23 protein-coding genes and 1 riboswitch are annotated in these 23,179 nt (G+C 46.2%); of the genes, 2 read left to right on the top strand and 21 right to left on the bottom strand.

Annotation, left to right across the window (positions count from 1 at the left end; translation table 11 throughout):
- Positions 1–160 precede the first annotated feature (160 nt).
- From DHX103_RS01075 to DHX103_RS01100, 6 genes are all read right to left on the bottom strand, one after another.
- Positions 161–1,129: a YpdA family putative bacillithiol disulfide reductase gene (locus DHX103_RS01075; protein ID WP_422123433.1), complete on the bottom strand. Its 969-nt coding sequence runs from the start codon at positions 1,127–1,129 to the stop codon at positions 161–163.
- A gap of 81 nt (positions 1,130–1,210) precedes the next feature.
- On the bottom strand, positions 1,211–1,966 hold the full coding sequence (locus DHX103_RS01080; RefSeq protein ID WP_422123434.1) for a metallophosphoesterase: 756 nt from the start codon (positions 1,964–1,966) through the stop codon (positions 1,211–1,213).
- 66 nt (positions 1,967–2,032) lie between these two features.
- Positions 2,033–2,662 (bottom strand): CBS domain-containing protein, encoded by a 630-nt coding sequence (locus DHX103_RS01085; RefSeq protein ID WP_422123435.1) that lies wholly within the window; start codon positions 2,660–2,662, stop codon positions 2,033–2,035.
- A gap of 49 nt (positions 2,663–2,711) precedes the next feature.
- On the bottom strand, positions 2,712–3,398 hold the full coding sequence (locus tag DHX103_RS01090; RefSeq protein WP_422123436.1) for a LysM peptidoglycan-binding domain-containing protein: 687 nt from the start codon (positions 3,396–3,398) through the stop codon (positions 2,712–2,714).
- Positions 3,399–3,478: 80 nt separating this feature from the next.
- Positions 3,479–4,906 (bottom strand): RecQ family ATP-dependent DNA helicase, encoded by a 1,428-nt coding sequence (locus DHX103_RS01095; RefSeq protein WP_422123437.1) that lies wholly within the window; start codon positions 4,904–4,906, stop codon positions 3,479–3,481.
- Positions 4,903–5,928, bottom strand: coding sequence for a helix-turn-helix domain-containing protein (locus tag DHX103_RS01100; protein ID WP_422123438.1), 1,026 nt, complete (start codon positions 5,926–5,928; stop codon positions 4,903–4,905). Before DHX103_RS01100 ends, DHX103_RS01095 begins: the two co-directional genes overlap by 4 nt.
- Before the next feature lie 107 nt (positions 5,929–6,035).
- Between DHX103_RS01100 and DHX103_RS01105 the strand changes: the two genes are divergently transcribed.
- Positions 6,036–6,287, top strand: coding sequence for a ferredoxin (locus DHX103_RS01105; RefSeq protein ID WP_210016564.1), 252 nt, complete (start codon positions 6,036–6,038; stop codon positions 6,285–6,287).
- 143 nt (positions 6,288–6,430) lie between these two features.
- Here DHX103_RS01105 and DHX103_RS01110 read toward each other — a convergent pair whose 3' ends face one another.
- The 11 genes from DHX103_RS01110 to DHX103_RS01160 all read right to left on the bottom strand — a co-directional run bounded on the left by DHX103_RS01110 (position 6,431) and on the right by DHX103_RS01160 (position 18,103).
- Positions 6,431–7,012, bottom strand: coding sequence for an ECF transporter S component (locus tag DHX103_RS01110; protein WP_422123439.1), 582 nt, complete (start codon positions 7,010–7,012; stop codon positions 6,431–6,433).
- Positions 7,013–7,157: 145 nt separating this feature from the next.
- A riboswitch (FMN riboswitch) is annotated at positions 7,158–7,291 on the bottom strand.
- A 468-nt stretch (positions 7,292–7,759) separates the two neighbouring features.
- Entirely contained in the window at positions 7,760–8,977 is a 1,218-nt protein-coding gene (locus tag DHX103_RS01115) for a hypothetical protein (RefSeq protein WP_422123440.1), read from the bottom strand.
- Complete coding sequence (gene sigX / locus DHX103_RS01120) at positions 8,967–9,500, bottom strand: RNA polymerase sigma factor SigX (RefSeq protein WP_422123441.1); 534 nt, start codon at positions 9,498–9,500, stop codon at positions 8,967–8,969. The genes DHX103_RS01115 and sigX overlap by 11 nt, the downstream gene beginning before the upstream one ends.
- Positions 9,501–9,545: 45 nt before the next feature.
- The gene (locus tag DHX103_RS01125; protein WP_422123442.1) at positions 9,546–11,327 is read right to left on the bottom strand and encodes an ATP-binding protein; all 1,782 of its coding nucleotides are present in this window, start codon (positions 11,325–11,327) and stop codon (positions 9,546–9,548) included.
- On the bottom strand, positions 11,320–12,036 hold the full coding sequence (locus DHX103_RS01130) for a response regulator transcription factor (RefSeq protein ID WP_422123443.1): 717 nt from the start codon (positions 12,034–12,036) through the stop codon (positions 11,320–11,322). Before DHX103_RS01130 ends, DHX103_RS01125 begins: the two co-directional genes overlap by 8 nt.
- Positions 12,037–12,223: 187 nt before the next feature.
- The gene (ccsB, locus tag DHX103_RS01135) at positions 12,224–13,408 is read right to left on the bottom strand and encodes a c-type cytochrome biogenesis protein CcsB (protein WP_422123444.1); all 1,185 of its coding nucleotides are present in this window, start codon (positions 13,406–13,408) and stop codon (positions 12,224–12,226) included.
- Positions 13,405–15,081: a cytochrome c biogenesis protein ResB gene (locus DHX103_RS01140; protein WP_422123445.1), complete on the bottom strand. Its 1,677-nt coding sequence runs from the start codon at positions 15,079–15,081 to the stop codon at positions 13,405–13,407. The genes ccsB and DHX103_RS01140 overlap by 4 nt, the downstream gene beginning before the upstream one ends.
- A gap of 15 nt (positions 15,082–15,096) precedes the next feature.
- Positions 15,097–15,654 carry a thiol-disulfide oxidoreductase ResA gene (gene resA, locus DHX103_RS01145; RefSeq protein ID WP_422123446.1) on the bottom strand — a complete coding sequence of 186 codons (558 nt, stop codon included), beginning with the start codon at positions 15,652–15,654 and terminating at the stop codon, positions 15,097–15,099.
- Between the two features lie 88 nt (positions 15,655–15,742).
- On the bottom strand, positions 15,743–16,474 hold the full coding sequence (locus DHX103_RS01150) for a pseudouridine synthase (RefSeq protein WP_422123447.1): 732 nt from the start codon (positions 16,472–16,474) through the stop codon (positions 15,743–15,745).
- Positions 16,475–16,758: 284 nt separating this feature from the next.
- Entirely contained in the window at positions 16,759–17,352 is a 594-nt protein-coding gene (scpB, locus tag DHX103_RS01155) for an SMC-Scp complex subunit ScpB (protein ID WP_422123448.1), read from the bottom strand.
- Positions 17,330–18,103, bottom strand: a complete 774-nt coding sequence (locus DHX103_RS01160) for a segregation/condensation protein A (protein WP_422123449.1) — start codon at positions 18,101–18,103, stop codon at positions 17,330–17,332. The genes scpB and DHX103_RS01160 overlap by 23 nt, the downstream gene beginning before the upstream one ends.
- A 59-nt stretch (positions 18,104–18,162) precedes the next feature.
- Here DHX103_RS01160 and DHX103_RS01165 point away from each other — a divergent pair, with 59 nt between their 5' ends.
- On the top strand, positions 18,163–18,663 hold the full coding sequence (locus DHX103_RS01165) for a DUF309 domain-containing protein (protein WP_422123450.1): 501 nt from the start codon (positions 18,163–18,165) through the stop codon (positions 18,661–18,663).
- A gap of 1 nt (position 18,664) precedes the next feature.
- Here the strand turns inward: DHX103_RS01165 and DHX103_RS01170 are convergent, their stop codons facing one another.
- The 4 genes from DHX103_RS01170 to deoB all read right to left on the bottom strand — a co-directional run bounded on the left by DHX103_RS01170 (position 18,665) and on the right by deoB (position 23,144).
- Positions 18,665–19,024 (bottom strand): GNAT family N-acetyltransferase, encoded by a 360-nt coding sequence (locus DHX103_RS01170; protein WP_422123451.1) that lies wholly within the window; start codon positions 19,022–19,024, stop codon positions 18,665–18,667.
- Between the two features lie 230 nt (positions 19,025–19,254).
- Entirely contained in the window at positions 19,255–20,577 is a 1,323-nt protein-coding gene (lysA, locus tag DHX103_RS01175) for a diaminopimelate decarboxylase (RefSeq protein ID WP_422123452.1), read from the bottom strand.
- 59 nt (positions 20,578–20,636) lie between these two features.
- Complete coding sequence (locus DHX103_RS01180) at positions 20,637–21,941, bottom strand: pyrimidine-nucleoside phosphorylase (RefSeq protein WP_422123453.1); 1,305 nt, start codon at positions 21,939–21,941, stop codon at positions 20,637–20,639.
- A gap of 18 nt (positions 21,942–21,959) precedes the next feature.
- Positions 21,960–23,144 (bottom strand): phosphopentomutase, encoded by a 1,185-nt coding sequence (gene deoB / locus DHX103_RS01185; RefSeq protein WP_422123454.1) that lies wholly within the window; start codon positions 23,142–23,144, stop codon positions 21,960–21,962.
- Positions 23,145–23,179: the final 35 nt, after the last annotated feature.

Raw genomic sequence — 23,179 nt, forward strand, 5'->3', positions numbered from 1 at the left:
ACGCCATGGGGACCAAGCGAAGTGCTGAGATCCACTCGGGCGAAGTGAAACGAGACCGAGTTAGCTCAGCGCGAGCCCCCAGGCAAGCGAAGCTGTTTTGCGCAATATCGGCTGCTTTAGAATATTAGTTCAACACATATAGCTCCTTTATTCACTCAATTCAATCTCCAAATTCCCTACCACGAATCGCTTCTGCAATCTGCAATCCGTGAAATCGGCCGTTTTCGATGAATATTTCGTTGGCATTATTGCCTGCTGCAATGACGCCTGCGATGAACAGTCCGTCCACTCCGGTTTCCATGGATACCTCGTCAAATTCCGGTCGGCCGGAAGCCGGATCCAGAACAATGCCCATGCTCTCCAAAAATTCATGATTGGGATGATAGCCGATCATCGCGAAGACAAAATCATTTTTGATGAATTCCTTCCGGTCATCCACTGTCAGTTCAACGCTATCTTCCGTAATCCCGTCGACCATCGAATCGAACAGCATCCGTATTTCACCTTTACGGACCAAGCCATCAAATTCCGGAAGGATCCAAGGCTTGATGCTCTTGGAATAGCTCGTTCCGTGATAAGAAACCGTAACCCGGCTGCCAGCCTTATGCAATTCCAGTGCCGCATCAACAGCGGAGTTTTTTCCGCCGATGACCAATACATCCTGATTGAAATAGGGATGGCCTTCCTTGAAATAATGCATCACTTTCGGAAGTTCAGCCCCTTCGACTTCCAATGCGTTCGGCTGGTCATAATATCCCGTTGCAGCCACCACGTATTTGGAGCGGTAGACCCCTTTTGTCGTGGTGATTGTGAAATCGTCGTCTTTGCTGACCGAAATTACCGTTTCATAAGGCCTTACATCAATGCCGGACATCGTTACCGCATTGCGGTAATAAACAAGCGCCTGATTTCTTCTCGGCTTTCTTTCTTCCGTTATAAACGGAATGCCGCCTATGGATAAACGCTCACTGGAGCTAAAAAAGGTCTGGTGAGTCGGATATTGATAGATTGCATTGACCACATTGCCTTTTTCGATGACAACGGCCTGAAGCCCCGCTCGTTTCAATTCCATAGCGGCAGAAAGGCCACATGGACCACCGCCAATAATTACAACATCTGTTGTTTCCATTCCCGCCAACTCCTGCCAATCGAATTTCTTTATCTATATCAGCATAAAAGATTTTGCTCATCAATGCCACTCGCCAAAGCGTTAAATCATCTCCGGATAAATATCCAGTACATGATATTGGGCTTCGGCGCCCAACCGCAGGGGAAGGGTACTCGTACCGTAGCCATTGGTGATGAGTTCATACCTTGAACCGCTTTTTTTCAATGAACCATTTTTATATAACCCGATTTTGCCCAGTCGGATTTGGCCGCCGTGCAAATGGCCTGCCATTAACAGCTGGGGATTGCCGGCTGGATGCAGAAATTTAAAAATAGCGGGCGTGTGTGCAGCAAATAGCACCGTGTCTTCTTGTTGTACATCGGCAAAAGCTTTTTCCAGTTTAATTTCCCGGTCACCAAAATAATCAATGCCGACTAATTTCAAATGGGCTTGCCCGAATAATTCAACCGATTCATTATCCATAACCTTCACATTAAAATGATCAAGTAATTTGCGGAGCTTGCGCTCTCCCACATTTTGGTCATGATTGCCCCACACAAAATATGCCGGTGCGGCTCCGGTCAAAACCCGCAAATTGTGGGCTGTCCTCTTCAACGGCACTCCCCGCTCAGTCAAATCTCCACCGATGATGATGGCATCGGCCCGAAAATCGAGAAAGTCTTCAGGCAACTTTTGGCGGTGAATGTCCGCGATGAAAACCACGCGGAAAGGATGAAACCCTTTTGTCGTCTTCAATTTGATGCGGTGTCGCCGTTCTTTGATATTATTCGCATTTCTCGCCATGGAAAGTAGCAGGACTGCTGCTGATATGATTCCCGTGCCCAAGATGTATTTCATATGCACCATTCCTCCAACCAATAAAGAGGCATAAGCAAATTCTGCTTATGCCTCTTTATTTTGCTATTAATCCTCTGAAATATCCAGTACACGGAATCCGGATTTCTCGAGTTCCTTGACGAATTTATCAATATTATCTTTTTTGCGGATCTTCAGTACAATTCTTCGAACAAGTTTGTCGGTTTCATCAAATGTAACCAAGGAGATTACCGATTCTTTGTACTTCTCGATTAATTCTCCGAGGCGACCGATACGGCCTTCCGATTCCACAGCGGTAAATGTGATCCGGTAACCGGACTTCTTCATCCCGAAAGCGCTCTGCAGCTGATTTACCAGGTCAAAACGGGTGACGATTCCAAGAAATTCCCCTTCTTCCACTACGGCAATGATTGGGAAATCACTCAATTCTACCAGCGCCTTCTCGTAAACGTCATCCACACTGAGAAAAACATCTTCGTTCACAAAAATATCTTCGATTTTGGTAGACCTTATGTAGTCTTCCTTGCTCTTTTCTGCATTGAAAAAGGCTTTATAAGCGTGGTACCAGGTGAAAATGCCTTTGAACTGATTTCCTTCAACGACCGGCAGCGCATCAACCGAGTACTCTTCCAATAAATCCAGTCCAACTTGAACCGATTCCCCCGGACTGACTGTATAACATTTTTCTTTTTTGATCATTGCGCTCTTTACGAACATTTGCCCACTCCTCGTTTCTGTATCTTATATTTCTATTGAATACCCTCTTTTAAGGCAAAATTAACGTTTGCCCCGGGTAGATTTCGTTGGAGCCTAAGCCATTGGCCTGTTTGATCTTTTCAACTGCAGCGCCAGCTCCCGATGCTCCGTAATTATTGACAGCTATGCGATACAAAGTTTCTTGTTCTTTGACGATGACCGTTTTACGTTCTGAATTCGCCTCTTCTGCTGGCTCATCCGGCGCAGCTGCAGGTGTTTCTTCTGCAGGAGCTTCTGTTTCTGCAGGCTTCTCGGTTTCTGCAGGTTCTGTCGGCTCTTCAGCCGGTTCTTCTTTTACAATTTTCTCAGGTTTCTCTTCTTTTTTCACAGCAGCATCAGAAGATTGTTTGTCCTCTTCCGCCTCTTCAGTGTTGTCAGAATCTTCCTCTTCCAATTCTTCCGGAACAAGGACTTCGGATTTCTCGGATGGTGACGTCTTTTCAAAGCTCACTTCGTTTTCATTTTCCGCACCGATCAACGTATCATCCGGCACATAAAAGAAAGCTACATATATTAAAATCGAAACTGGGATGAGGATAAAAATAAAAAATAAGCCCGGCAATAAGAGATTTCTGCGCTGAGGGGATTTTTGTTTTCCGGGTTGCCGGTGCGCTCTCCGTGACAGAGTTGACGTGTTTTCTCCATTGATTTCCTGGCGGTCCCTTTCCAGGGATTCCCGATAATTTTTTTTGTCCATATGTGAATTACCCCATTCTTATCTAATATCTCCATTATGACGAAAAAAGTCCCATTTGTAAATGCCATAATAATACATTATTAACATGATAATATAGCCTGTAAACGACTTTCCCATGTTTCTGGAATCTCGATAACGACTTTATTTCTAATTTCCAAAATACGATTATAATCCAGTCCGTCATTGACACAGCAGTTCGGGGGCTTGTCTTCCAGTTTCTGATCAAAGCTTTCGACCAGATATTCCCTGATGCAGCTATTGATTTCCACCAATTTCCTGATTTTATCCGCTTGCCTTATTTTTTCAATTTTTTGCTGTTCGATTTGGTGCATCGTCTCTTTTTCAGAAATCAGGTTTTTCCAGTAGGATACAACTTTTAGCGAGGTCTCCCTGACAATACCCATTTCCACCAATTGGGCAGAGTTATCGCCGCTTTGGTAAATTTCCCTGATTTCGTTCCTTGTCGGCAGGTCATCAAGTATAAGGCTTTGGAGCAATTCTTCGTCTCCCTTTGCATAAAGCAGCGTGGCGAGTGCCGGGCTGCCATCCCTTCCCGCTCTGCCCACTTCCTGGACATAGCCTTCAATGGATGTCGGGATCTGAAAATGGATCACATGACGGATATCCGGAATGTGAACTCCCATGCCGAATGCGTTTGTCGAACAGACCCATTCCAATTCACCATTCTGAAATTGCTGCTGCACAAAAATCCGATCCTGATGCTCCATGCCCCCGTGATAATAAGCAGTTCGGATGCCGGCCAAATTCAGCAAACCGGATAATTCCTGGGATTTTTTCCGTGTTCCGGCGTATATGATGCCGGGTCCCTTATTGTCAGCGACAAAGGAAGACAGCCAGGCCAATTTTTCATTGCCATTGGCAAATTTCCGGATGTCATAAGCGATGTTTTTCCGATCCATCGGATGGCTGTAAATGAAAGGATCGGTGATCTTCAGGTATTTTTTTATTTCCTCCGTTACTTTTGATGTGGCGGTGGCAGTGAGCGCCAGCACTCGCGGATATCCGATGGCTGGCAAAATTTCTGCGATCCGCAAATAATCCGGCCGGAAATCGAATCCCCATTGTGAAATGCAATGCGCTTCATCAGCGACCAATAGCGCAATCCGGACCTCTCCCAGCTTTTTTTTGATATAAGGCTGAACAAGCATCTCCGGTGAGACAAAAATGAAGCGGTAATTGCCGAGATTGTTCAGCACGTACATCCGTTCCTGGGGATCAAGGAAGGAATTGATCGCCGTCACCGATTTTTCACCCATTTTCTTTAATTGGGCCACCTGGTCCTGCATTAAGGACAACAGCGGCGAGACGATCAAAACGCTTCCTTCGAGCAGATGAGCAGGCAGTTGATAACACATTGATTTGCCAAGCCCCGTCGGAAGCAGGGCTATAACATCCTGACCGGCAAGAATTTTTTCAATCACTTCTTTTTGGCCAGGCCGAAATGAGGAAAAGCCATAAGTTTTCAGGAGTGTTTCTTCCAAATTCATCCGTTTTCCCCCTTAGTGGCCAAAGCCAGCCGAATTTGAAAATAAGATGCTTCCGGTACTTGCTCTTTTATATCCCTCAGCCTTTTGGTGTTGTTTTCCTGACTGACTGAGACGATCCTGCTGAACAGGGAGTTGTCCATGAAAGCGAGAATATCAAAGCCGGGGTCATTCATGGCCAGTTCGACAAAATGATCTTCAATCGTACTTGTTTTCAACCCGCGAAGCGCAGCAATTTCTTCCAGCGTACGGCCGTTCCTGAAATAACCTTCTGTCCGTTTGGCAGTCTCTGTCAAAGACGATTGTTGAATGACCCCCTCCAGCAAGATTTTCAACATAGGAAAGTTGCCGGATTCGATGGCTTCCATCCATCCGTGCAAGGTTTCAATGGCCTGCAGCTGAACATCAATAATGCCCTGCCCACTCGCGAGGGAAATTTGCTCCCACGTCAGCCCACCGAGTTTGTGTCCTGAAAGGCGCTGCATCACAATCATCTTTTGCTGATTGTCCACTTTTACTAAAGCGAGGCTGTCCGCAATTTCCTGCCTGAACCGTTGGCAGCTTTCAGCCTGTCGAAAATCAATTCTTGCGAGATAGGATTTAACCCAGCGCTGAATATCATCCGCGATAACGACGGGTTCAAACACCCTGCTGTTTTGATGAATGTGAGAGAAAGTTTGAACAGCGAGAGATAAACGGGCCATAAACAATTGTTCTTTCCCCCGGTACTTCCAGCCATTTAATAAGTTTGGCGCCGGATTATAGGTTCCCGCCTTTTCGGTAACCCGCACAACCTCGACATCAACCACGATCAACCCTTCCTCAAAGAGGGTTTGCACCGCTTTGTCGTAATCCCTTTTTTCCAGCCGGGGCAGCAGCCCAAAAAATGGATGGAGCTTATAATAGCCGATATCCTGAATGGTCTGGCCGGACTTTTTTCCTTTTAACAAGTGATAGGGAGAGGAAATGGTCCGCTCGCCGTCCACAGCTTTTAAAATAATGATAAGAATGTCTGCAAATAACAAGACTGCTCCCCCTAGCGGTTTATGGTTGAAAAACTGAACAAACTTCTTTAGAATGAATACGATAGTATAACTGAACTTGTTCGGAGATAAAGGAGAGGAATAATATTATGGCTAAGTATACCATTGTCGATAAAGATACTTGTATCGCCTGTGGCGCCTGCGGAGCTGCGGCACCTGATATTTATGATTATGATGATGAAGGAATCGCTTTTGTTATCCTAGATGATAACATGGGGAACACGCAAGTTCCAGACGAGTTGGAAGAAGACATGGAAGATGCTTTCGAAGGCTGTCCTACAGATTCCATCAAAGTTGCGGACGCTCCGTTTGAAGGCGACGCCTTAAAATATGAAGACTGATAATAGTTCGGCTTGAATGCTTCGGGAATATTTTTCTCGGAGCATTTTTTTATTGCGGAAATCAAGAAGAGCCAGTGGGACAAGCATCGCTTGTTCCACTGGCTCTATTCATTTAGGCCCACAAAGCCGCTGAAATTAATTTGTTAAGACTGATAGAACAATCGCTGCTGTTCAATCCACCTGTGCATACTGGTGAACATGAGCAGAACCACTGACGTCAATAGGATGCCTTTGATCAGATTGAACGGCAAAATGCCCAATACAATCGTTCCGAACAACGCGTTGCCCGTTTCGGCAGGCATATTCAGGAAGTACGTATACATTGGCAGAAAGACCAGATAATTGAGCACACTCATACCAATTGCCATTGACAAGGTACCTGCGGCCAAACCGAATGCCATTCCTTTTTTAGTCGATAGTTTGCGGTAAATAAAATACACCGGCATGAAAAATAGGATGCTCGTTGCAAAGTTTGCCAGATGGCCTACAGGCACACCGGTTGGGCTTCCCTGGAACAGCCAATCCAACGTGTTCTTGAAAAAGGCGACGAGTATGCCGGCAACCGGCCCCATCGTGACTGCTGCGATTACTGCCGGTACATCACTGAAATCCACTTTCAAAAATGGTGGCAATGCCGGCAATGGGAAGTTGAAAAGCATCAGTATAAATGAAATACTGCTCAGCATCCCGATTACAATCATTGACTGTAATTTTTTGTTCTTCATATTCCTCTCTCCTTGTCGTGATTCACCAGAAGAAAGGCTTGGAACATGCGTTTACAAACAAAACCCCTCAAGCGAAAGATCACTTAAGGGAGAAAAGGCACACTTAATAAGCGTTCCGTTTAGAGTAAACGACACACATCCGCACCTCCACCTTCTCCCATCCAGACTATACTGTCGGCTTTGGAGTCTCACCAAATCCTGCGTTTTACGGCTCGCGGGCTTATGAACAATTGTTCAATTACCGCCGGTAGGGAATTACACCCTGCCCCGAAGATGAATCGATATTTTATTGTATTACACTATAATAATAAGTGAAAAAAGATGCCTTGTAAACAGCTTTGCTTACAAGGCATCTTTTATCTAATTTGTAAAGTTGAAGCAATCAGCCAACAACACCGATATTCCGCAAAACAGCTTCGCTTGCCAAAACCCGTGCTCCTGCATCGCTGCGCTAGCTTCGTCGCAAAGACTCGGCCGAACTACCTTCGGCCAACTCTTGGCTCGCGCTGAGCTAACTCGGTCTCGTTTCACTTCGCCCGAGTGGATCTCAGCACTTCGCTTGGTCCCCATGGCGTCTTCGCTGTTTTGCTCCATATCTCTCGAAATCCCATTCACCGGCTGCGTAGCCGATGTTCACAAGTGGTCTTTCTGCTTATTGCGGCAGCTATGGATGCCATAAATTGACGGCGACACTTTTACGACAAGCTGTACTCAGCACTCTTATATATGCAAATTCTTTAAGCCAGTTTAATTATTTAATTCCATCAAATTGATTCCTGCGGGTACCGGCAAGGGTTCGGTGAAATCGAATCTGTCCCAGCTTTCGGCTGCGGTGTTGTCCAGCACAAGCTCTTTGCCGAACGAATCAGCCGCCAGAGCCATCCCTTCAATCATGCGCATGGCACCCTCATAATCGTGTGACCCGAAGTCGATTGCTTCGCTAAATGCCACAGTTACGGTCTCTTCCGTTTCCGACACCGCGTAATCCATTTCAGCCGGAATCAGGGAAGAATAGAGATCATTCGGAGATGATTTCATCGCTTCCAAAGCCTCTACTGCATTTTCATACGGCATATCGTAGCCCGGCGTTAAATGGCTGTCACCATTTGGTGTGGCATACGAATAGTAAGCAATATTCCGGATTTCAGGATTGATTGGTCCAACGGGTCCCATCTGGTCAAATTCCGCAGCTTCTCCTGCTTCATTGACAATGGAAATTTCAGTTGCACCGGAGAAACTGGCCGACAGCGAATTGAAATAGACCGTCACTGCGGCTGACGCCATATCATAGCTGTGGTCATCCGGCAGCGTATGTTCAATAATGCCTTCAGCTGTTGCTGCGATCGTACCGCTGTATGGATGATAATCATTAAAACCCAAAGCTTCTTCATCCAGTTGCGCTGCATAGTAATTATAAAGTTCAGCAGCGTCCACATCAGTCGTTCCAAAATCTGCCTGCAGCTGTTCATCGGAAATGAGGAAAGAAACGGGAATAACCAATGCGTTTTCGGTCAGGCCAAGTGTCAACAAGGTATTTCCGGCGAGGTCTTCCGCATACACTGAAGCAGCGCCTGAAGACTCTTCTTCTTGCATGGCGGTAAATGTCTCGCCTTCCCCCGATTCTTCCGCTCCCTCTGAAGAATCGGTTTCGGCTGAATCACCAAGGTCGTCATTTTCGACTGCTGCTGAATTGCTGTCGGCACTTTCTCCCGAACTTTCAGAGCCGCTCATATCCGTGGCAGAGTCGTTGCCGTTTTGTCCTAAGGTTGAAGCCAACAATACTCCAAACGTGATAAAGGCCAACGCTGCCACCAACATGGGAACCCAGCGCTTCGGCTTGTTATTCGGTTTATGGTCATTTTTCAGACGCTTGTAAACTTCATCTTTCGGACGTTCGTCTTTAATAGCGGGGAAATCCCTTAACAAATTTTCGATGTGGTCATCATCCCATTTGTTATTCGGCATTTTGCAATCCCCCTTCCTTTGCAGTTAATTTTTGGCGCAGGGATTTTATGGCGCGGTGTTGGGTCGTTTTAACTTTCCCTTCCGACCATTCAAGGATCTCGGCTGTTTCAGCTATGGACAGGTCCTGGAAAAAACGCATGAGGACAACCATTTTCTGGTCGCCTGTGCAAGTATCCAATGCTTTATATAATGAGAGCTTGTCTTCATTCAATAAAGAAATTTCTTCCGGCAAGCGCTCAGAAGAGGTCAATTGCTGCGTTTCCCAATCAAAATGTTCCATGGCATGCTTCTGCCTCACAGAAGCTTTCCGGAAATGATCGATTGCTACATTTTTTGCGATGGAAAAAAGCCAGGTCTTCTCCGTGCTTTTTCCTTCGAACCGGTCATATGCCCGAAAAACCCGAATATATACTTCATGCATCAGATCTTCTGCAATATGGCGGTTTTTGACCAGATAAATCAGGAATTGGAAAACGTCCTGATGATACTGGTCATATAGCCTGTGGAAAACGGAGTCATTCATATACTCCCCCCGTTCTTAAAATTAGTCGTTTTATGTCGAATAAAGTTACATCTTTTTCAAAGGCAACAGGAAATAAAACGAAGTCCCTTGCCCCAGCTCACTTTCAACGTCGATCATGCCGTCATGAGCTTTCACAATATTACCCGCTATCGCAAGACCAAGGCCTGTTCCGCCCTTGCCGAGCGTCCGCGCTTTGTCCGCTTTATAGAATCTTTCAAAGACAAAAGCCAAATCTTCCGGCGGGATGCCAGAGCCGGTATCATTGACCGAAATTTTGGCGAAAGTGCCTTGCTTCTCAGCTTTGACAATCACTCTACCGCCTGCAGGTGTATGGCGCAATGCATTATCGATCAGATTGGTCATCACCTGCTCAATCCGGTCTTCATCCAGTTCAGCAGCTGTCCAATCATCGATTGCGGTTTCAAACAGCAATTCAATTTCAGCTTCTTTCGCCGCCTGGGAAAATTTCAGCGTCATCCGCTCAATCACGCCATTCAATTGAACGACTGTTTTATAGAGCCTCATCTGGCCGGACTCGAGCCTTGCCAAATTCAACAGGTCGGTAACAAGGCGTCCCATGCGCTGAGATTCCTCGTAAATAATTTTCGTCATTTCCTGGCGTTCTTCTTCGGATGCTCCCACATCGTCAAGAAGTGCTTCACTATAACCCTGGAGCATCGCTATCGGTGTACGCAATTCATGCGAAACATTGGCGATAAAGTCTTCCCGCAGCTTTTCCAGTTTATGCTGTTCGGTCATATTATGAAGCACGGCGACAGCACCGCGCACTGATTCGCCGCTATACAAAGGGCTGAAAGAAATGGCGTAATAGGCGCCTTCAATTTCAAGCTCTTCTTCGACCTCTTCCTCAAAATGCAGGACATGGTCAAGCATATGCAACAGTTCGACCGGCAGGGGCTTGTCATCCGGAATGGTTTTCTTGAGCACCCAATACTCCAGAAGCTTTTCAGCAGGTGGATTGCTCAACAGGACGGTTTTATCCTGATTGAATGTTATGACCGCATCCGCCATCGATGTCAGGATGCTTGATAATTGTTCCTTCTCCTGGCTGATGACTTCCAGATGATGTTTCAATTGGGCGCCCATCTGGTTGAACGCCGTTGCGAGCTGGCCGATTTCATCTTTTGAAGTGGATTTCACCCGGGTATCGAAATTCCCTTTCGCCAGTTCAAATGCACCTTCCCGCATGTTGCGGAGCGGTGAAGTGATGCGGGAAGATAAGAAAAATGCAAAAAACGTTGTAAGCAATAAGGCGATAAAGGCAGACAGGAATACGATATTCGTCGTTCTTTCCGCTGTCCGGTCCATAACTTCCAATGATTGGTAAATAAAGACGGTGCCGTGCATTTCTTCACTCGTCTGCAACGGGCTCGCCAAAACGATGTAGGATTCCATCGTGTCTTCGTCCGTCAAAGAAGGCAGCAACATTTGCTTCATTACCGATTCATCACTTTCAAAGACTATTTGAAAATCCTCTTCATTTAGAATCCGTTCCCGAATTCCCTCTCCGTTCATGCCATCATGCAAATAATAACTGCTTTCATAAGGGACTTCTGCAATTACCGCATTTGTCTCGGGTCCCAGTATATCGTCAATGATGCTCATAGATATATCCAGGTTGTCATGGTCATTAAAAATGCGGGCAATTGTTGCAGCTTCCTTATTCAAAGTCTCTTCGACTGTTTCGCTGTGGTAATTACCCATAAATTCCAGCAGCAGCACAGTGACAATAAAAAGAACAAAGGAAACGAGAAGCAATATGGTGATCCACAGCTTCCCGACTACACTATTCCATATTCTATTCATTGCCAACCTCGAATTTATAACCTACTCCCCAAACGGTGACAATCATTTTTGCCGCCGACTCCGAAACCCGGTTCAATTTTTCACGCAGGCGTTTCACGTGGGTATCAACAGTCCGTAAATCACCAAAGAAATCGTAATGCCATACTTCTTTCAGCAGGTGTTCCCGGTCAAAAACCTTGTCCGGTGCTTTGGCAAGGAAATAGAGCAATTCATATTCTTTTGGAGTCAGATTTACTTCTGTGCCATCTGCGGTCACCCGGTGGGCATCATGATCGATCGTCAAATGTGGAAAAACGACGAGGTCTTTGGAAACAGTCGAATTGGCCGATGGAGAATAAGCCGCTGACCGGCGAAGAATCGCTTTTACCCTTAATATCACTTCACGTGGACTGAACGGTTTCACGATATAATCATCCGCCCCCGATTCAAAGCCTTCAATCCGATTTCCTTCTTCGCCTTTTGCAGTAAGCATGATGATCGGTGTCATTTTCGTTTCACGCAATTCGGTTGCCACTTCAATGCCGTCTTTTTCCGGCATCATCAGATCCAGCAGAATGCAATGGTAATCTTTATCAGTCGCCATCTCTAGCGCCTGTATGCCATTTTCCGCTTCTTCCACAAGATAGCCTTCCCGCTCAAGATACATTTTTAACAATCTTCGGATCCTTTCTTCATCGTCAACCACCAATATAGTAATTTCCTCAGACATCCTAATCCCTCCAACTTTCTTCTATTCTTTCATTGTACCGATAACATTTCCAAAAATAAATAAAAATGGGTTTCTTCTATTATAAATGGTGAGTCTTAGAAAAAAAGCGGGCGGAGAAAGTAATGCTTTTTCTCCGCCCGCTTTCCAGACCCTAAAATTGGTTTTTTATATTATATGCATTATCAAATTACGCGTAAGAATGCAGCCCGGCAATAATCAGGTTGACTGCCACAAGGTTGAACATGATAATGGCAAATCCAATAACAGCAAGCCATGCTGATTTCTCGCCTTGCCAGCCTCTGCCCAGGCGGAGATGGAGGTAAGCGGCATAGAACAGCCACGTAATAAGTGCCCACACTTCTTTCGGATCCCAGCCCCAGAAACGGGACCAGGCGATTTGCGCCCAAATCATGGCGAAAATCAACGCACCGAGTGTAAATAGCGGGAAGCCGATAATTACTGCACGATAATTGATTTCATCCATCAATTGCAAATTGACATTTTTGACGAATGGTTTGAAGATCGCCGCAATGCGTTTCCGTGCGATTAAGCGAATGAGCCAGTAGAGCACTGTACCAACAATCAGTGACCAAAGCATTGTCGTCACTTTTCCTGCGTGAACGATAGGAGGTGTTTCAAATAACGGTGTCATTGCCCCTTCGGTTAAAGCTGTATATTGGTTCATACCGGCAATCGGAGGCATATTATACGTGATTGACAGTTCAGTATCTTCCTGATCGATATAAGTGAAATCAGCCTCATAACCCGTTAAGGTGAAATAGCTGTTTACTGCGACAAAGCCGAGCACAATGACCAATGAATACATCATCGCCTCCAGCCAAAAACGCTGTTTCGATTTTTTATTCATGTCAACGACTTTCAGCAGATAAATTAAACCTGCTCCGGCACTGATCGCCAGAACGCCTTCAGCAATAACTACTGTGCTGACGTGAATCGCCAGCCAGTTTGTCTGCAGCGCCGGAATCAGCGGACTGACCTCGCGCGGGAACATGCTGGCAAAAGCGATGATCAATAAAGCAACGGGAAGCACGACCATGCCGAGCACCGGTGTTTTATAAAGCAGGTAAATGATGATAAATCCACCAACCAGCGTCATGCCGAAAGCTGTCGTGAATTCAAACATATTGCTAAGCGGCGCATGGCCCGTAGCTATCCAGCGGGTGATAAAATAGCCGAGATGGGATAGAAACCCGATAACTGTGACGATAAAAGCGATATTGCCCCAGCGGCCTTCAGATTTAAATGATCCTTCCTTATTGCCTTTGACTGCCCCACCAAAAACGATGGAGGCAATCAGGTACGCTATGAAAGCGACGTACAGTAAATTCGAACTCATATCTGCCCATGTCATGACAATTCATCACCTTCCATTTTCTGCTCTTTCTTCAGCTTTTCCTGTTTCTCGATTTCTTCCTGCTGGTCAGTATATGGAGGAAGTGATGCATAGTCGGAAACCTGGTCAAGATCTTTCTTTAAGCCAAACCAGTTCTTATTGGTGTGACCGGCTAATATAACCGATCCATCCTCCTGCTGTTGAATCCAGAAGCGGCGATGATTGAAATACATCCCCTGAGCCACACCGATCATAAAGATCAACCCCCCGAGACCAAGGATCGGCAAAGTTTTGTCTTTTCGAACCGTCAAGCCGGATACATCCCGGGTTTCAGCTGACTGGAATGTCAATTTATACTGATTATCCGCTAAAGGTTCAATTGTGTTCTGAATGACGATAAAGCTGACTTCACCATCCGGAGTTTCAGGAGTGAACATTCTTACAAGGAAACCGGGATTGTTCGGCACCGGTGTAGCGGTTTGGGGTTCACCCTCATCAAAGCCTGAAAAATCAGGATAATAGCCCAGAAGATCAACACTCGCACCGTCACCTAAATCATATGATTTATCCGGGCTCACCAGATCCACCGTAAACGTACCCAGTGAATCTTCTGTTTCCTTATTTGTCAGATCAAAGGTCATTGCTCTCAATTCGTTCTGACGGAAATCCATCTGGTAGACCGCATAGCCATCGAATTTCAAAGGCTGATTGACGCGAATCGCATGTTCTTTTACAACTTCCATATCATCATTGGCTCCTGGAATGCTTCCTTCAGGCGACTCATACAGCACGATATCTGTTTGATAGTTTTTCGCTACAGAACCCACTCGTTCTATTGCTTCTTCAAAGCGCTCTTCGTCACCCTCACCGGTATAGGATTCCACAGTGAAGTTTTTGTTTTCAAGATGATAGCCGGGAGCTTCCGGTATGGCACGCGTTTCGCCTTCCCTGATCCATAAGGTTTCATCCACATAAAATCCGGGCATCATGCGAAGCATAACCCCGAACAGGAAAATGATGAGGCCTATGTGATTGACGTAAGGGCCCCACCGTGAAAAACGGCCTTTTTCTGCCAGCAAGCCATTCTTGTCGACTGTAACATTATATTTCAACTGTTTCAGCTTTTCTTCTGACTTTTGCATTGTATCAGCCGGCGCGCTGCCATTTGCATAAATACGCTGTTTGTTCATAAAACTTTGATGGCGCAGGACGCGCTGGTTTTTTAATGAACGATGCAGCGGAACAAATCGGTCAAGGCTGGCTACGATAAGCGAAATGGCAAGCATTCCAACCAGGATGATAAACCAGATTGAACCGTAAAGATCGTGGAACCCAAGAAAATGGTATATCTTACCTATTTCTCCGTACACATCAGCGTAATACGCTTTAATCGTGGCATCATTTCTGACCGGAACATTCACATATTGCGCTTGTGGAAGTATAGTTCCCACAGCGGCGGCAACCAGCAGAATCACAATGATGCTGACCCCTACTTTTACGCTGGAAAAGAAATTCCATATTTTATCCACAATCGATTTATTATACGTCTGAGACCGGCGGGCCGTTCCTTCATAACGCATGTCCACCAATTGCTTGTTCTGTTCTTCTTCAGTCAGCGAACGGCCGCATGATTCACAAAGAATCGTACCCGGCGGATTGATGTGTCCGCATTTACATTGTAAATTTTCCATCCCAAAAACTCCTTATTAAGGTCTGATTTCTTCCATGTAGCCTTTAATATCCTGTTCCGACATTTCACCGGTGACAATTCGCTCGATTTCACCTTCCGGATTCACCAGGATTGTAGTCGGCAATGGCCTGATATTATATGCCGTCATAACCGATTTTGATTTGTCAATTACTACCGGGAACGATAAACCGAAACGGTCGACGAATGACTGCACTTCGAAATCAGATTGGGCGATATTCACTGCTAACACGTGCACACCCTGTTGTTCATATTCACTATATTGCCTGTCCATCGCAGGCATTTCTTCAACGCATGGTTCACACCAGGTTCCCCAGAAATTCAGGAAAACGCCTTCGCCTTTATAATCTGAAAGCTTGTGGCTGTTGCCCTCCATATCCTGCAGGACAAAGTCAGGAGCCTTGTCGCCTGTTCTCAAAAATTCGACATCCTCAGCGGTGACACTATTATAAATAGTGTAGCCGATTGCAAACACCAACAAGACTAATATGGCTGAACGCATGATTGCGCGATTTCTTTTCTTATTCGTCTTTGTTTCTTTTTTAACTTCAGACATGCTTTTTCCTCCTCCGAGGTCATTGTTGAACCAATTATAGCAAAGATTAATGGGCTAAAAACCTGGAGTTTTGAAGGGTTTGTGAACGTTAATGCCTCTTGCCGGTTTCAGCCATGACCCGCAGCAGCTTCACTTCGTGCGCTGTCAATTGCCGCGATTCCCCGGCATTCAAGCCTTGCAACGTCAAAAAACCGAATTGTTCGCGACTCAGTTTCTGGACAGGGTAGCCGATTGCTTCGAACATTCTTCTGACCTGGCGGTTCCTGCCTTCATGAATGGTGATTTGCACGATTCCTTTGCCTTGTTTCTTATCGCCAGAAAGGAGTTTAACTTTTGCCGGTGCGGTCATTCCATCTTCCAGCTTGATGCCTCGTTCCAATTTCTGCAGATCTTCTTTTGCTGGTATCCCTTTAAGACGAGCTACATAAGTTTTATCAATTTCATATTTCGGGTGCGTCAGGATATTCGCAAATTCGCCGTCATTTGTCATGATCAGCAAACCGGACGTATCATAATCCAGACGTCCCACCGGATAAATGCGTTTTTCGACATCTCCAAAAAAGTCGGTAACCACTTTTCTGTTTTTATCATCGGAAACTGCTGAAATCACACCGCGCGGTTTATATAAAAGATAATAAACTTTCTGTTCTTTTTCTAGTTGAACGCCTTCTACTTCAATCGTATCGGAAGAAGAAACTTTCGTACCCAATTCTTTTATCACTTTGCCGTTTACACGGACTTTGCCGTCCAAGATCATCTGTTCTGCTTTGCGTCTTGAAGCGACACCGGCATGTGCCAGCATTTTTTGCAATCGTTCCATAAACTCACCCCATCTAATTTAATGTTCTTTTTAAGTTGAAAATAATTAACATTGATAGCCGATATTCCGCAAAACAGCTTGCTTTCCGGGGGGCTCGCGTCGAGCTAACTCAAAACCCGTGCTCCTGCATCGCTGCGCTGCTTCGTCGCAAAGAGTTGCCCTCGCAGGCTTCGTTCAACTCTTCGCTGTTTTGCTCCATATCTTAGAGACTCTCTCAGCTAAAACCACTTTCCTATCGCCGAAGGATCATAAGAAGCTAGCCCATTTGTGAAACATAAATTATGTTATACTTTCGCTTCTTCTTTGAATGCGTCCTGGAATTTCGTCATGAAGAGATCGGTGTCATCATCCGCGTCTGACCCGGCTTCTTCCGGCAGCACCGGCAATTCATCGAGATTCTTCAGGCCGAAATAGTTCAGGAATTCACTGGTCGTTCCATAAAGGATCGCTCGTCCGGTCCCTTCAGCTCTGCCGGTTTCCTGAATTAACCCTTTGCCGGCCAATGTATATAAAGCTTTCTCGCTTTTTACACCTCTGAGATCTTCTATTTCCACTCTGGTAATCGGCTGTTTATAAGCGATAATAGCCAAAACTTCAAGCGAAGCTTGGGATAATGATTGGACTGTCGGATTTTCCACCAGCCGCTGAATGGTATCGGCCACTTCTTTTTTGGTGACCAATTGATAAACCCCGGCAAGTTCCTTGATCATAATCCCTGCCGTCTCCAGTTGCTCATATCTTGCTGCCATCGCGGCAATTTCTTCCAAAAGGAGCGTATCTTCGGTTTCAGTCAAAAATTCAAGCTGTTTCATCGACAGGCCGTCATCACCCGCCACAAAAAGCAAAGCTTCTATTTTACTCGAAAGATGCGTCATCATAATCCCACGATTCCTTTCTAAGTTCGACCATCAGGTCAGTGAAATTCCTGTCCTGATCAACCGACACGACTTGCCTTTTCATCAGTTCCAATAGTGACAGGAAAGACACGACCATAACGGTCCTGTCATCAGTTTGGAACAATTCCGTGAAGGCCGCTTTCCCTTTGGCAGCTTTTAAAATGCTGACAATCGAGGTCATCTGGTCTTTGATCGAAATTTCCTGTCTGGCAATTCGAGCCGACAGCGGTGCTTTTAATTTCTTTCGACGCAGCATTTTTTGAAACGCGCCGAGCATATCGTAAGCATTCACTTCAAGATCAATATTCTCGAATGGCGCAAGGGTTTGGTATTCCGAAAGATCCATTGGCGGCTTTGTATAGATTGCCGCCCTCCCAAATTCAAGTTCCTTGAGCTGAACAGACGCTTCCTTGAATTTTCTGTACTCAATCAACCTTGAAACGAGCTCATCACGAGGATCCTGTTCTTCAAATTCATAATCGGGATCTTCAAGGTCGCCCTGATGGACAGGCAGCAGGGTTTTACTCTTTATAGCCAGCAAAGTTGCTGCAAAAACAAGGTATTCACTTGCCTCATTCAGCTCAAGAACTTGCATCGCACGGATATGCTCCATATACTGGGTAGTGATTTGCGAAACCGGTATATCGTAAATATCAATTTCCAAACGGTGTATTAAATGCAATAATAAATCAAGAGGGCCTTCAAAAGCCTCCACCTTTACTTCATAGGACATCTGTTCAACCACCTGACTGTTAAAGATACTCAATATATTATAGTAGAAAGGGGATCAAAATGCACCCACTCCATCACCCGCTCTTTATCCAATACATTATACACTTCAATTCCAACGAAGATTATTTCGAATGCCATGAAGTCGGCGAAGAATATTGGAAGAACGTAGCACCCAAAGACAAAATGCATCCCCTTGCCGGTTGGATCCAGATGGCTGTTGGCATGTACCATTGGCGCCGCAGTAACTTTCCTGGCGCACTGCGCTCTTTTATCCGGGCAAAAGACAAACTGTCAGATGCAGGTGTCTGGACAGAAGGTTTTGACAGTACATTACTGGTGGAGCAACTGTCAGCATCCATTGAAGCTGTGACGGATCGCAGAGAATTCTCGGCTTACCGTTTGCCGGTCGTTTCTGACGAACTGGCTCAAGTGGTACAGAAATACATGGCTGATAATCCGGCAGAAGTTCTAGATGCGCATTTTTTGATGCATAAGCACAGACTGCGCGACCGGACATCCATTATCAATTTGCGGGCACAAAAAAAAAGGCGGAACCTTTAAATTAAAGTTCGCCTTTTTTTTGTGGACATTTTGTAAGGAAAGCTTCAGTCTCTTTGGTCGACAGCATTTCACGGTCCTGCATGATCTGTTGGATTTTCTCGATCATCGCATGGCCAATTCCTTCGCCGCGGTGGGAAGGGTTGACGGAAATGTGGTGAATGGTGAAACGGTCTTCTGCCACTTCCACACCCAGCAACCCGACAAAATCCTCATTTTTTTTCCAAAGGTATAATTGCCAATCCGGATTTTCTTCATAGATATGCATGGTTTGCTGCAACTTTTTCAGCTCACGCTCTTTTGGCATGAACGACATCAAGCCCATCGCAATTTTCTCGAATGATTTTTTGTATCTGAATAACATAATAACCCCTCGTTTTCTACTTGAAACAACTTAACTTATCCTACTATATTTCGGCCAATAACTCAAGTTACGAAGAAATGCAACAGGGCCGATTACGCCGCCGAAGTCTGGACAATGAAAAGTGATCAGGCAATTTCAACTCACCTGGTCGGCAAAGAAAAACCAATAGACCAGGCCCCAGCCGATTGCTATCAATAAGAGAAAAGCCAGCAGAATCAAATTGCTTTTATTCATTTTTGTTCCGCCTTTATGCCGTATTCCAAATCGAGACGGACGATGTCTTCATACGTTTCGCGCTTGATCGCCAGCTGGTGTTCACCGTTTTCAGCAAAAACTACTGCCGGCCGGGCGATGCGATTATAGTTGCTCGCCATCGAATAGCCGTAAGCCCCTGTGCAGAATACCGCGAGGATGTCACCAGCTGCTGCTTGCGGCAACGCTGCCCGTTCAATCAGCTTGTCACCCGATTCACAGCATTTCCCTGCCACCGTATAGGTTTCGGTCGATGCCTGCCCTGCTTTATTGGCAATTGCCGAGCTGTAGGCAGCCCCGTATAAAGCCGGTCGGATGTTATCAGACATGCCCCCGTCCACTGCAATGTATTTCCGCACATTTGGCACTTCTTTCATCGAACCGATTGTATAAAGCGTCGTGCCGGCATCTCCCACCAGGGAACGGCCGGGTTCAATCCAGATTTCCGGAATCGTGAAACCTGATCTCTCAGAAATCTCTTTCACTGTACCAATCATCTCTTTGACATATTCCGAAGGCTCAAGCGGCTGGTCATCTTCTGTATAGCGGATACCGAAACCACCGCCGAGATTCAGCACTGTGCACTGATAGCCGAACTCTTGTTGCCAGCCCGCCATTTTGGCGACCAATTTTTCTGCTGCCAGCCGGAATGCTGCCGTGTCGAAAATCTGAGACCCGATATGACAATGAAGTCCCAGGACATTGAGGAAATTATGCTGATAGGTTTCTTTGAATGCCCGGTCAGCCTGGCCGTTATTCAAATCAAACCCGAATTTCGAATCTTCCTGGCCCGTCGTAATATAATCATGCGTGTGCGCTTCGATGCCCGGCGTAACGCGCAGCAGAATATTCATCGGCTGCTGCAGTTTTTCAGCGAGCAATTTCAGCTGTTCGATTTCGTGGAAATTATCCACAACGATGCAGCCTATTCCTTCGTCAAATGCCATCCGGAGCTCATCCATGCTTTTATTGTTGCCGTGGAAATGGATCTTTTCTTTCGGGAAACCGGCTTTGATCGCCGTGTACAATTCGCCTCCGGATACCACGTCCAGAGACAGATTTTCCTGGGCGGCCACCTGATATATGGCTATGCTCGAAAAGGCTTTGCTGGCATAAGCCACCTGATAACCGATTCCTGCATCTTCAAACGTTTGCTGAAATGCGCGTGCCCGTGTACGGAAAAGTTCGATATCATAAACAAAAAGCGGCGTTCCGTATTGTTTAGCCAAATCTACCGAATCAACCCCTCCGATTGTTAAATGGCCTTGTCCATCAATGGTTTGCGTACCGTATAAATGCATAATCGCCCTCCTGAAATGAGAATTTGAAAAATCTTGCCGGAAGATCCGGCAAGATTCTGTTAGTCTGTGATCAATTTTGAAATCAGCTGAATCTTTTCAACCGGTTCATCTTTGAATTCTATACTATTATATAACATCTCCAGGCATTGCGCGAGGTCTTCCGTGTTGGAATAGACTGTTGCGAGTGCCTCGCCTTTTTTGACGAAATCGCCGACCTTCTTGTGGAGCACGATGCCCACGGCCAAATCGATTTCAGAATCCTTCGTCGCTCTGCCGGCGCCGAGAACCATTGCCGCCGTGCCAATTTCATCCGCTTCCATAAAGGACACATAACCTTCTTTTTGAGACGGAACTTCTTTGACGAATTTAGCCTGTGGCAATAAAGTCACATCGTCCACAACTTCAGGGTTCCCGCCTTGTGCGGCGATGAACTGACGGAACACTTCCAGTGCTTTGCCGTTGTCGATGACTTCTTCCAGCATTTTACGTGCCTCGTCCAAGTTATCGGCTTTCCCGCCGACAACTACCATCTGGCTGCCGAGAACGAGGCAAAGTTCTGTCAGATCTTCCGGTCCCTTGCCCTGCAAAGTTTCGATTGCTTCTTTCACTTCCAATGCGTTGCCGATTGCAAAACCAAGCGGCTGGCTCATATCCGAAATGATCGCCATTGTCTTGCGCCCGGTGGCATTGCCGATCCCGACCATGGCGTGTGCCAATTCTTCCGCATCTTCCGCCGTTTTCATAAATGCGCCTTCGCCCGTTTTCACATCCAGGACGATGGCATTTGCGCCGGCGGCAATTTTCTTGCTCATGATGGAGCTGGCAATCAACGGAATGCTGTTGACTGTTGCCGTCACATCTCTCAGGGCATATAACTTTTTATCAGCCGGCGTCAAATTGCCGCTTTGGCCAATGACCGCCACTTTGATGTCGTTCACCTGCTTGATGAAATCTTCAGTCGATAATTCCACATGGAAACCATCAATTGCTTCCAGCTTATCGATTGTGCCGCCCGTATGGCCGAGCCCGCGTCCGCTCATTTTCGCGACTGGCACTCCGCATGCCGCAACCAATGGCCCCAGCACCAAAGTTGTCGTATCGCCTACGCCACCCGTGGAATGCTTATCCACTTTGATGCCATCAATTGCGGAAAGGTCAATTTGATCTCCTGAAGCTGCCATGGCAAGCGTCAGATCCGCACGTTCGCGGTCCGTCATGTTCTGGAAATAAACAGCCATCAGAAAAGCACTCATCTGGTAATCATCGATGCTGCCTGCTGTATAGTCTGTTACTATATATTGAATTTCCTCTGTTGAAAGTTCAAAACCGTCTCTTTTCTTTTCAATCAAATCTACCATTCTCATGAATGATAACCACCTTTATTATTTTAGTTTGGATAGGAAACTCGTACCGAACTCGGGCAATGGCACCGAGAAGTTTTCTGCTATGGTTGCACCGATGTCGGCAAAAGTGGAACCAAGGCCCAGCTCTTTTCCGGCTTCAAAGCGCGGGGAATAAGCCAGCAATGGGACGAACTCACGGGTATGGTCTGTACCCGGGAATGTGGGGTCGTTGCCATGGTCAGCCGTCAGAATCAGCAAATCGTCGCTGTTCATCTTCTCAAGCACTTCCGGCAAACGGCGGTCGAATTCTTCCAGCGCTGCTGCGTAACCCTTCGGATCGCGGCGATGGCCATACAGCGCATCAAAGTCCACCAGGTTCAAGAAGCTGATACCATGAAATTCTTCACCGGCCACTGCCGCCAATTTATCCATCCCGTCCGAGTTATCTTTCGTGCGCAACGCTTTCGTCACGCCGGCTCCGTTGTAAATATCATCGATTTTCCCAATGGCAATAACATCATTGCCGTTGTCTTTCAGTTCATTCATGACCGTCCGGCTGAACGGCGTCAGGGCATAATCATGTCGGTTTGTTGTCCGTTTGAATGCTCCTTTTTCGCCAAGGAAAGGGCGGGCGATGACACGGCCTACCAAAAATTCAGGAGACAGGGTCAATTCCCGTGCAATTTCACAGATTTTATACAATTCCTCAAGCGGCACGATGTCCTCATGCGCTGCAATCTGAAGAACCGGATCCGCAGAAGTGTAAACGATGATTGCACCGGTTGCCATGTGCTCTTCCCCGAGTTCATCCAGAATTTCCGTGCCGCTCGCCGGCTTGTTGCCGATCACTTTGCGGCCGGTCTTTTCTTCCAGCTGAACAATCAATTCCGGCGGGAAGCCGTCCGGATATACTTTAAACGGCGTGTCGATGTTAAGGCCCATGATTTCCCAATGGCCCGTCATCGTATCCTTGCCGACAGAAGCTTCCTGCAATCGGCCATAATAAGCTTGTGGGGTTGTCGCAGGGGTTATGCCCTGCACTGATTTGATATTGCCGAGTCCCAATTTTTCCATATTCGGCATCGTCAGACCGCCTACCGCTTCTGCGATATGACCGAGTGTGTCAGAGCCGACGTCACCGAAAGCTTCCGCATCCGGCGCTTCGCCAATGCCGACAGAATCCAGAACTACCAAATGAATGCGATTAAAGTTTTTATTTGTCATTTAACATCCTCCTTATTTACATGCTTATTTTAACA

It is taken from the genome of Planococcus daihaiensis (genome assembly GCF_049262615.1).
Taxonomy (GTDB): Bacteria; Bacillota; Bacilli; order Bacillales_A; family Planococcaceae; genus Planococcus.

What these genes read in the sequence shown, in the direction of transcription:
- DHX103_RS01130 (WP_422123443.1), bottom strand. Translation starts at nt 12,036, where the DNA reads ATGTCTGAGGAAATTACTATATTGGTGGTTGACGATGAAGAAAGGATC.
- DHX103_RS01110 (WP_422123439.1), bottom strand. Translation starts at nt 7,012, where the DNA reads ATGAAGAACAAAAAATTACAGTCAATGATTGTAATCGGGATGCTGAGC.
- DHX103_RS01125 (WP_422123442.1), bottom strand. Translation starts at nt 11,327, where the DNA reads ATGAATAGAATATGGAATAGTGTAGTCGGGAAGCTGTGGATCACCATA.
- DHX103_RS01085 (WP_422123435.1), bottom strand. Translation starts at nt 2,662, where the DNA reads ATGTTCGTAAAGAGCGCAATGATCAAAAAAGAAAAATGTTATACAGTC.
- DHX103_RS01115 (WP_422123440.1), bottom strand. Translation starts at nt 8,977, where the DNA reads ATGCCGAATAACAAATGGGATGATGACCACATCGAAAATTTGTTAAGG.
- deoB (WP_422123454.1), bottom strand. Translation starts at nt 23,144, where the DNA reads ATGACAAATAAAAACTTTAATCGCATTCATTTGGTAGTTCTGGATTCT.
- sigX (WP_422123441.1), bottom strand. Translation starts at nt 9,500, where the DNA reads ATGAATGACTCCGTTTTCCACAGGCTATATGACCAGTATCATCAGGAC.
- DHX103_RS01165 (WP_422123450.1), top strand. Translation starts at nt 18,163, where the DNA reads ATGCACCCACTCCATCACCCGCTCTTTATCCAATACATTATACACTTC.
- DHX103_RS01095 (WP_422123437.1), bottom strand. Translation starts at nt 4,906, where the DNA reads ATGAATTTGGAAGAAACACTCCTGAAAACTTATGGCTTTTCCTCATTT.
- DHX103_RS01160 (WP_422123449.1), bottom strand. Translation starts at nt 18,103, where the DNA reads ATGTCCTATGAAGTAAAGGTGGAGGCTTTTGAAGGCCCTCTTGATTTA.
- lysA (WP_422123452.1), bottom strand. Translation starts at nt 20,577, where the DNA reads ATGCATTTATACGGTACGCAAACCATTGATGGACAAGGCCATTTAACA.
- resA (WP_422123446.1), bottom strand. Translation starts at nt 15,654, where the DNA reads ATGTCTGAAGTTAAAAAAGAAACAAAGACGAATAAGAAAAGAAATCGC.
- DHX103_RS01140 (WP_422123445.1), bottom strand. Translation starts at nt 15,081, where the DNA reads ATGGAAAATTTACAATGTAAATGCGGACACATCAATCCGCCGGGTACG.
- DHX103_RS01170 (WP_422123451.1), bottom strand. Translation starts at nt 19,024, where the DNA reads ATGTTATTCAGATACAAAAAATCATTCGAGAAAATTGCGATGGGCTTG.
- DHX103_RS01075 (WP_422123433.1), bottom strand. Translation starts at nt 1,129, where the DNA reads ATGGAAACAACAGATGTTGTAATTATTGGCGGTGGTCCATGTGGCCTT.
- DHX103_RS01090 (WP_422123436.1), bottom strand. Translation starts at nt 3,398, where the DNA reads ATGGACAAAAAAAATTATCGGGAATCCCTGGAAAGGGACCGCCAGGAA.
- DHX103_RS01180 (WP_422123453.1), bottom strand. Translation starts at nt 21,941, where the DNA reads ATGAGAATGGTAGATTTGATTGAAAAGAAAAGAGACGGTTTTGAACTT.
- ccsB (WP_422123444.1), bottom strand. Translation starts at nt 13,408, where the DNA reads ATGACATGGGCAGATATGAGTTCGAATTTACTGTACGTCGCTTTCATA.
- scpB (WP_422123448.1), bottom strand. Translation starts at nt 17,352, where the DNA reads ATGATGACGCATCTTTCGAGTAAAATAGAAGCTTTGCTTTTTGTGGCG.
- DHX103_RS01105 (WP_210016564.1), top strand. Translation starts at nt 6,036, where the DNA reads ATGGCTAAGTATACCATTGTCGATAAAGATACTTGTATCGCCTGTGGC.
- DHX103_RS01150 (WP_422123447.1), bottom strand. Translation starts at nt 16,474, where the DNA reads ATGGAACGATTGCAAAAAATGCTGGCACATGCCGGTGTCGCTTCAAGA.
- DHX103_RS01080 (WP_422123434.1), bottom strand. Translation starts at nt 1,966, where the DNA reads ATGAAATACATCTTGGGCACGGGAATCATATCAGCAGCAGTCCTGCTA.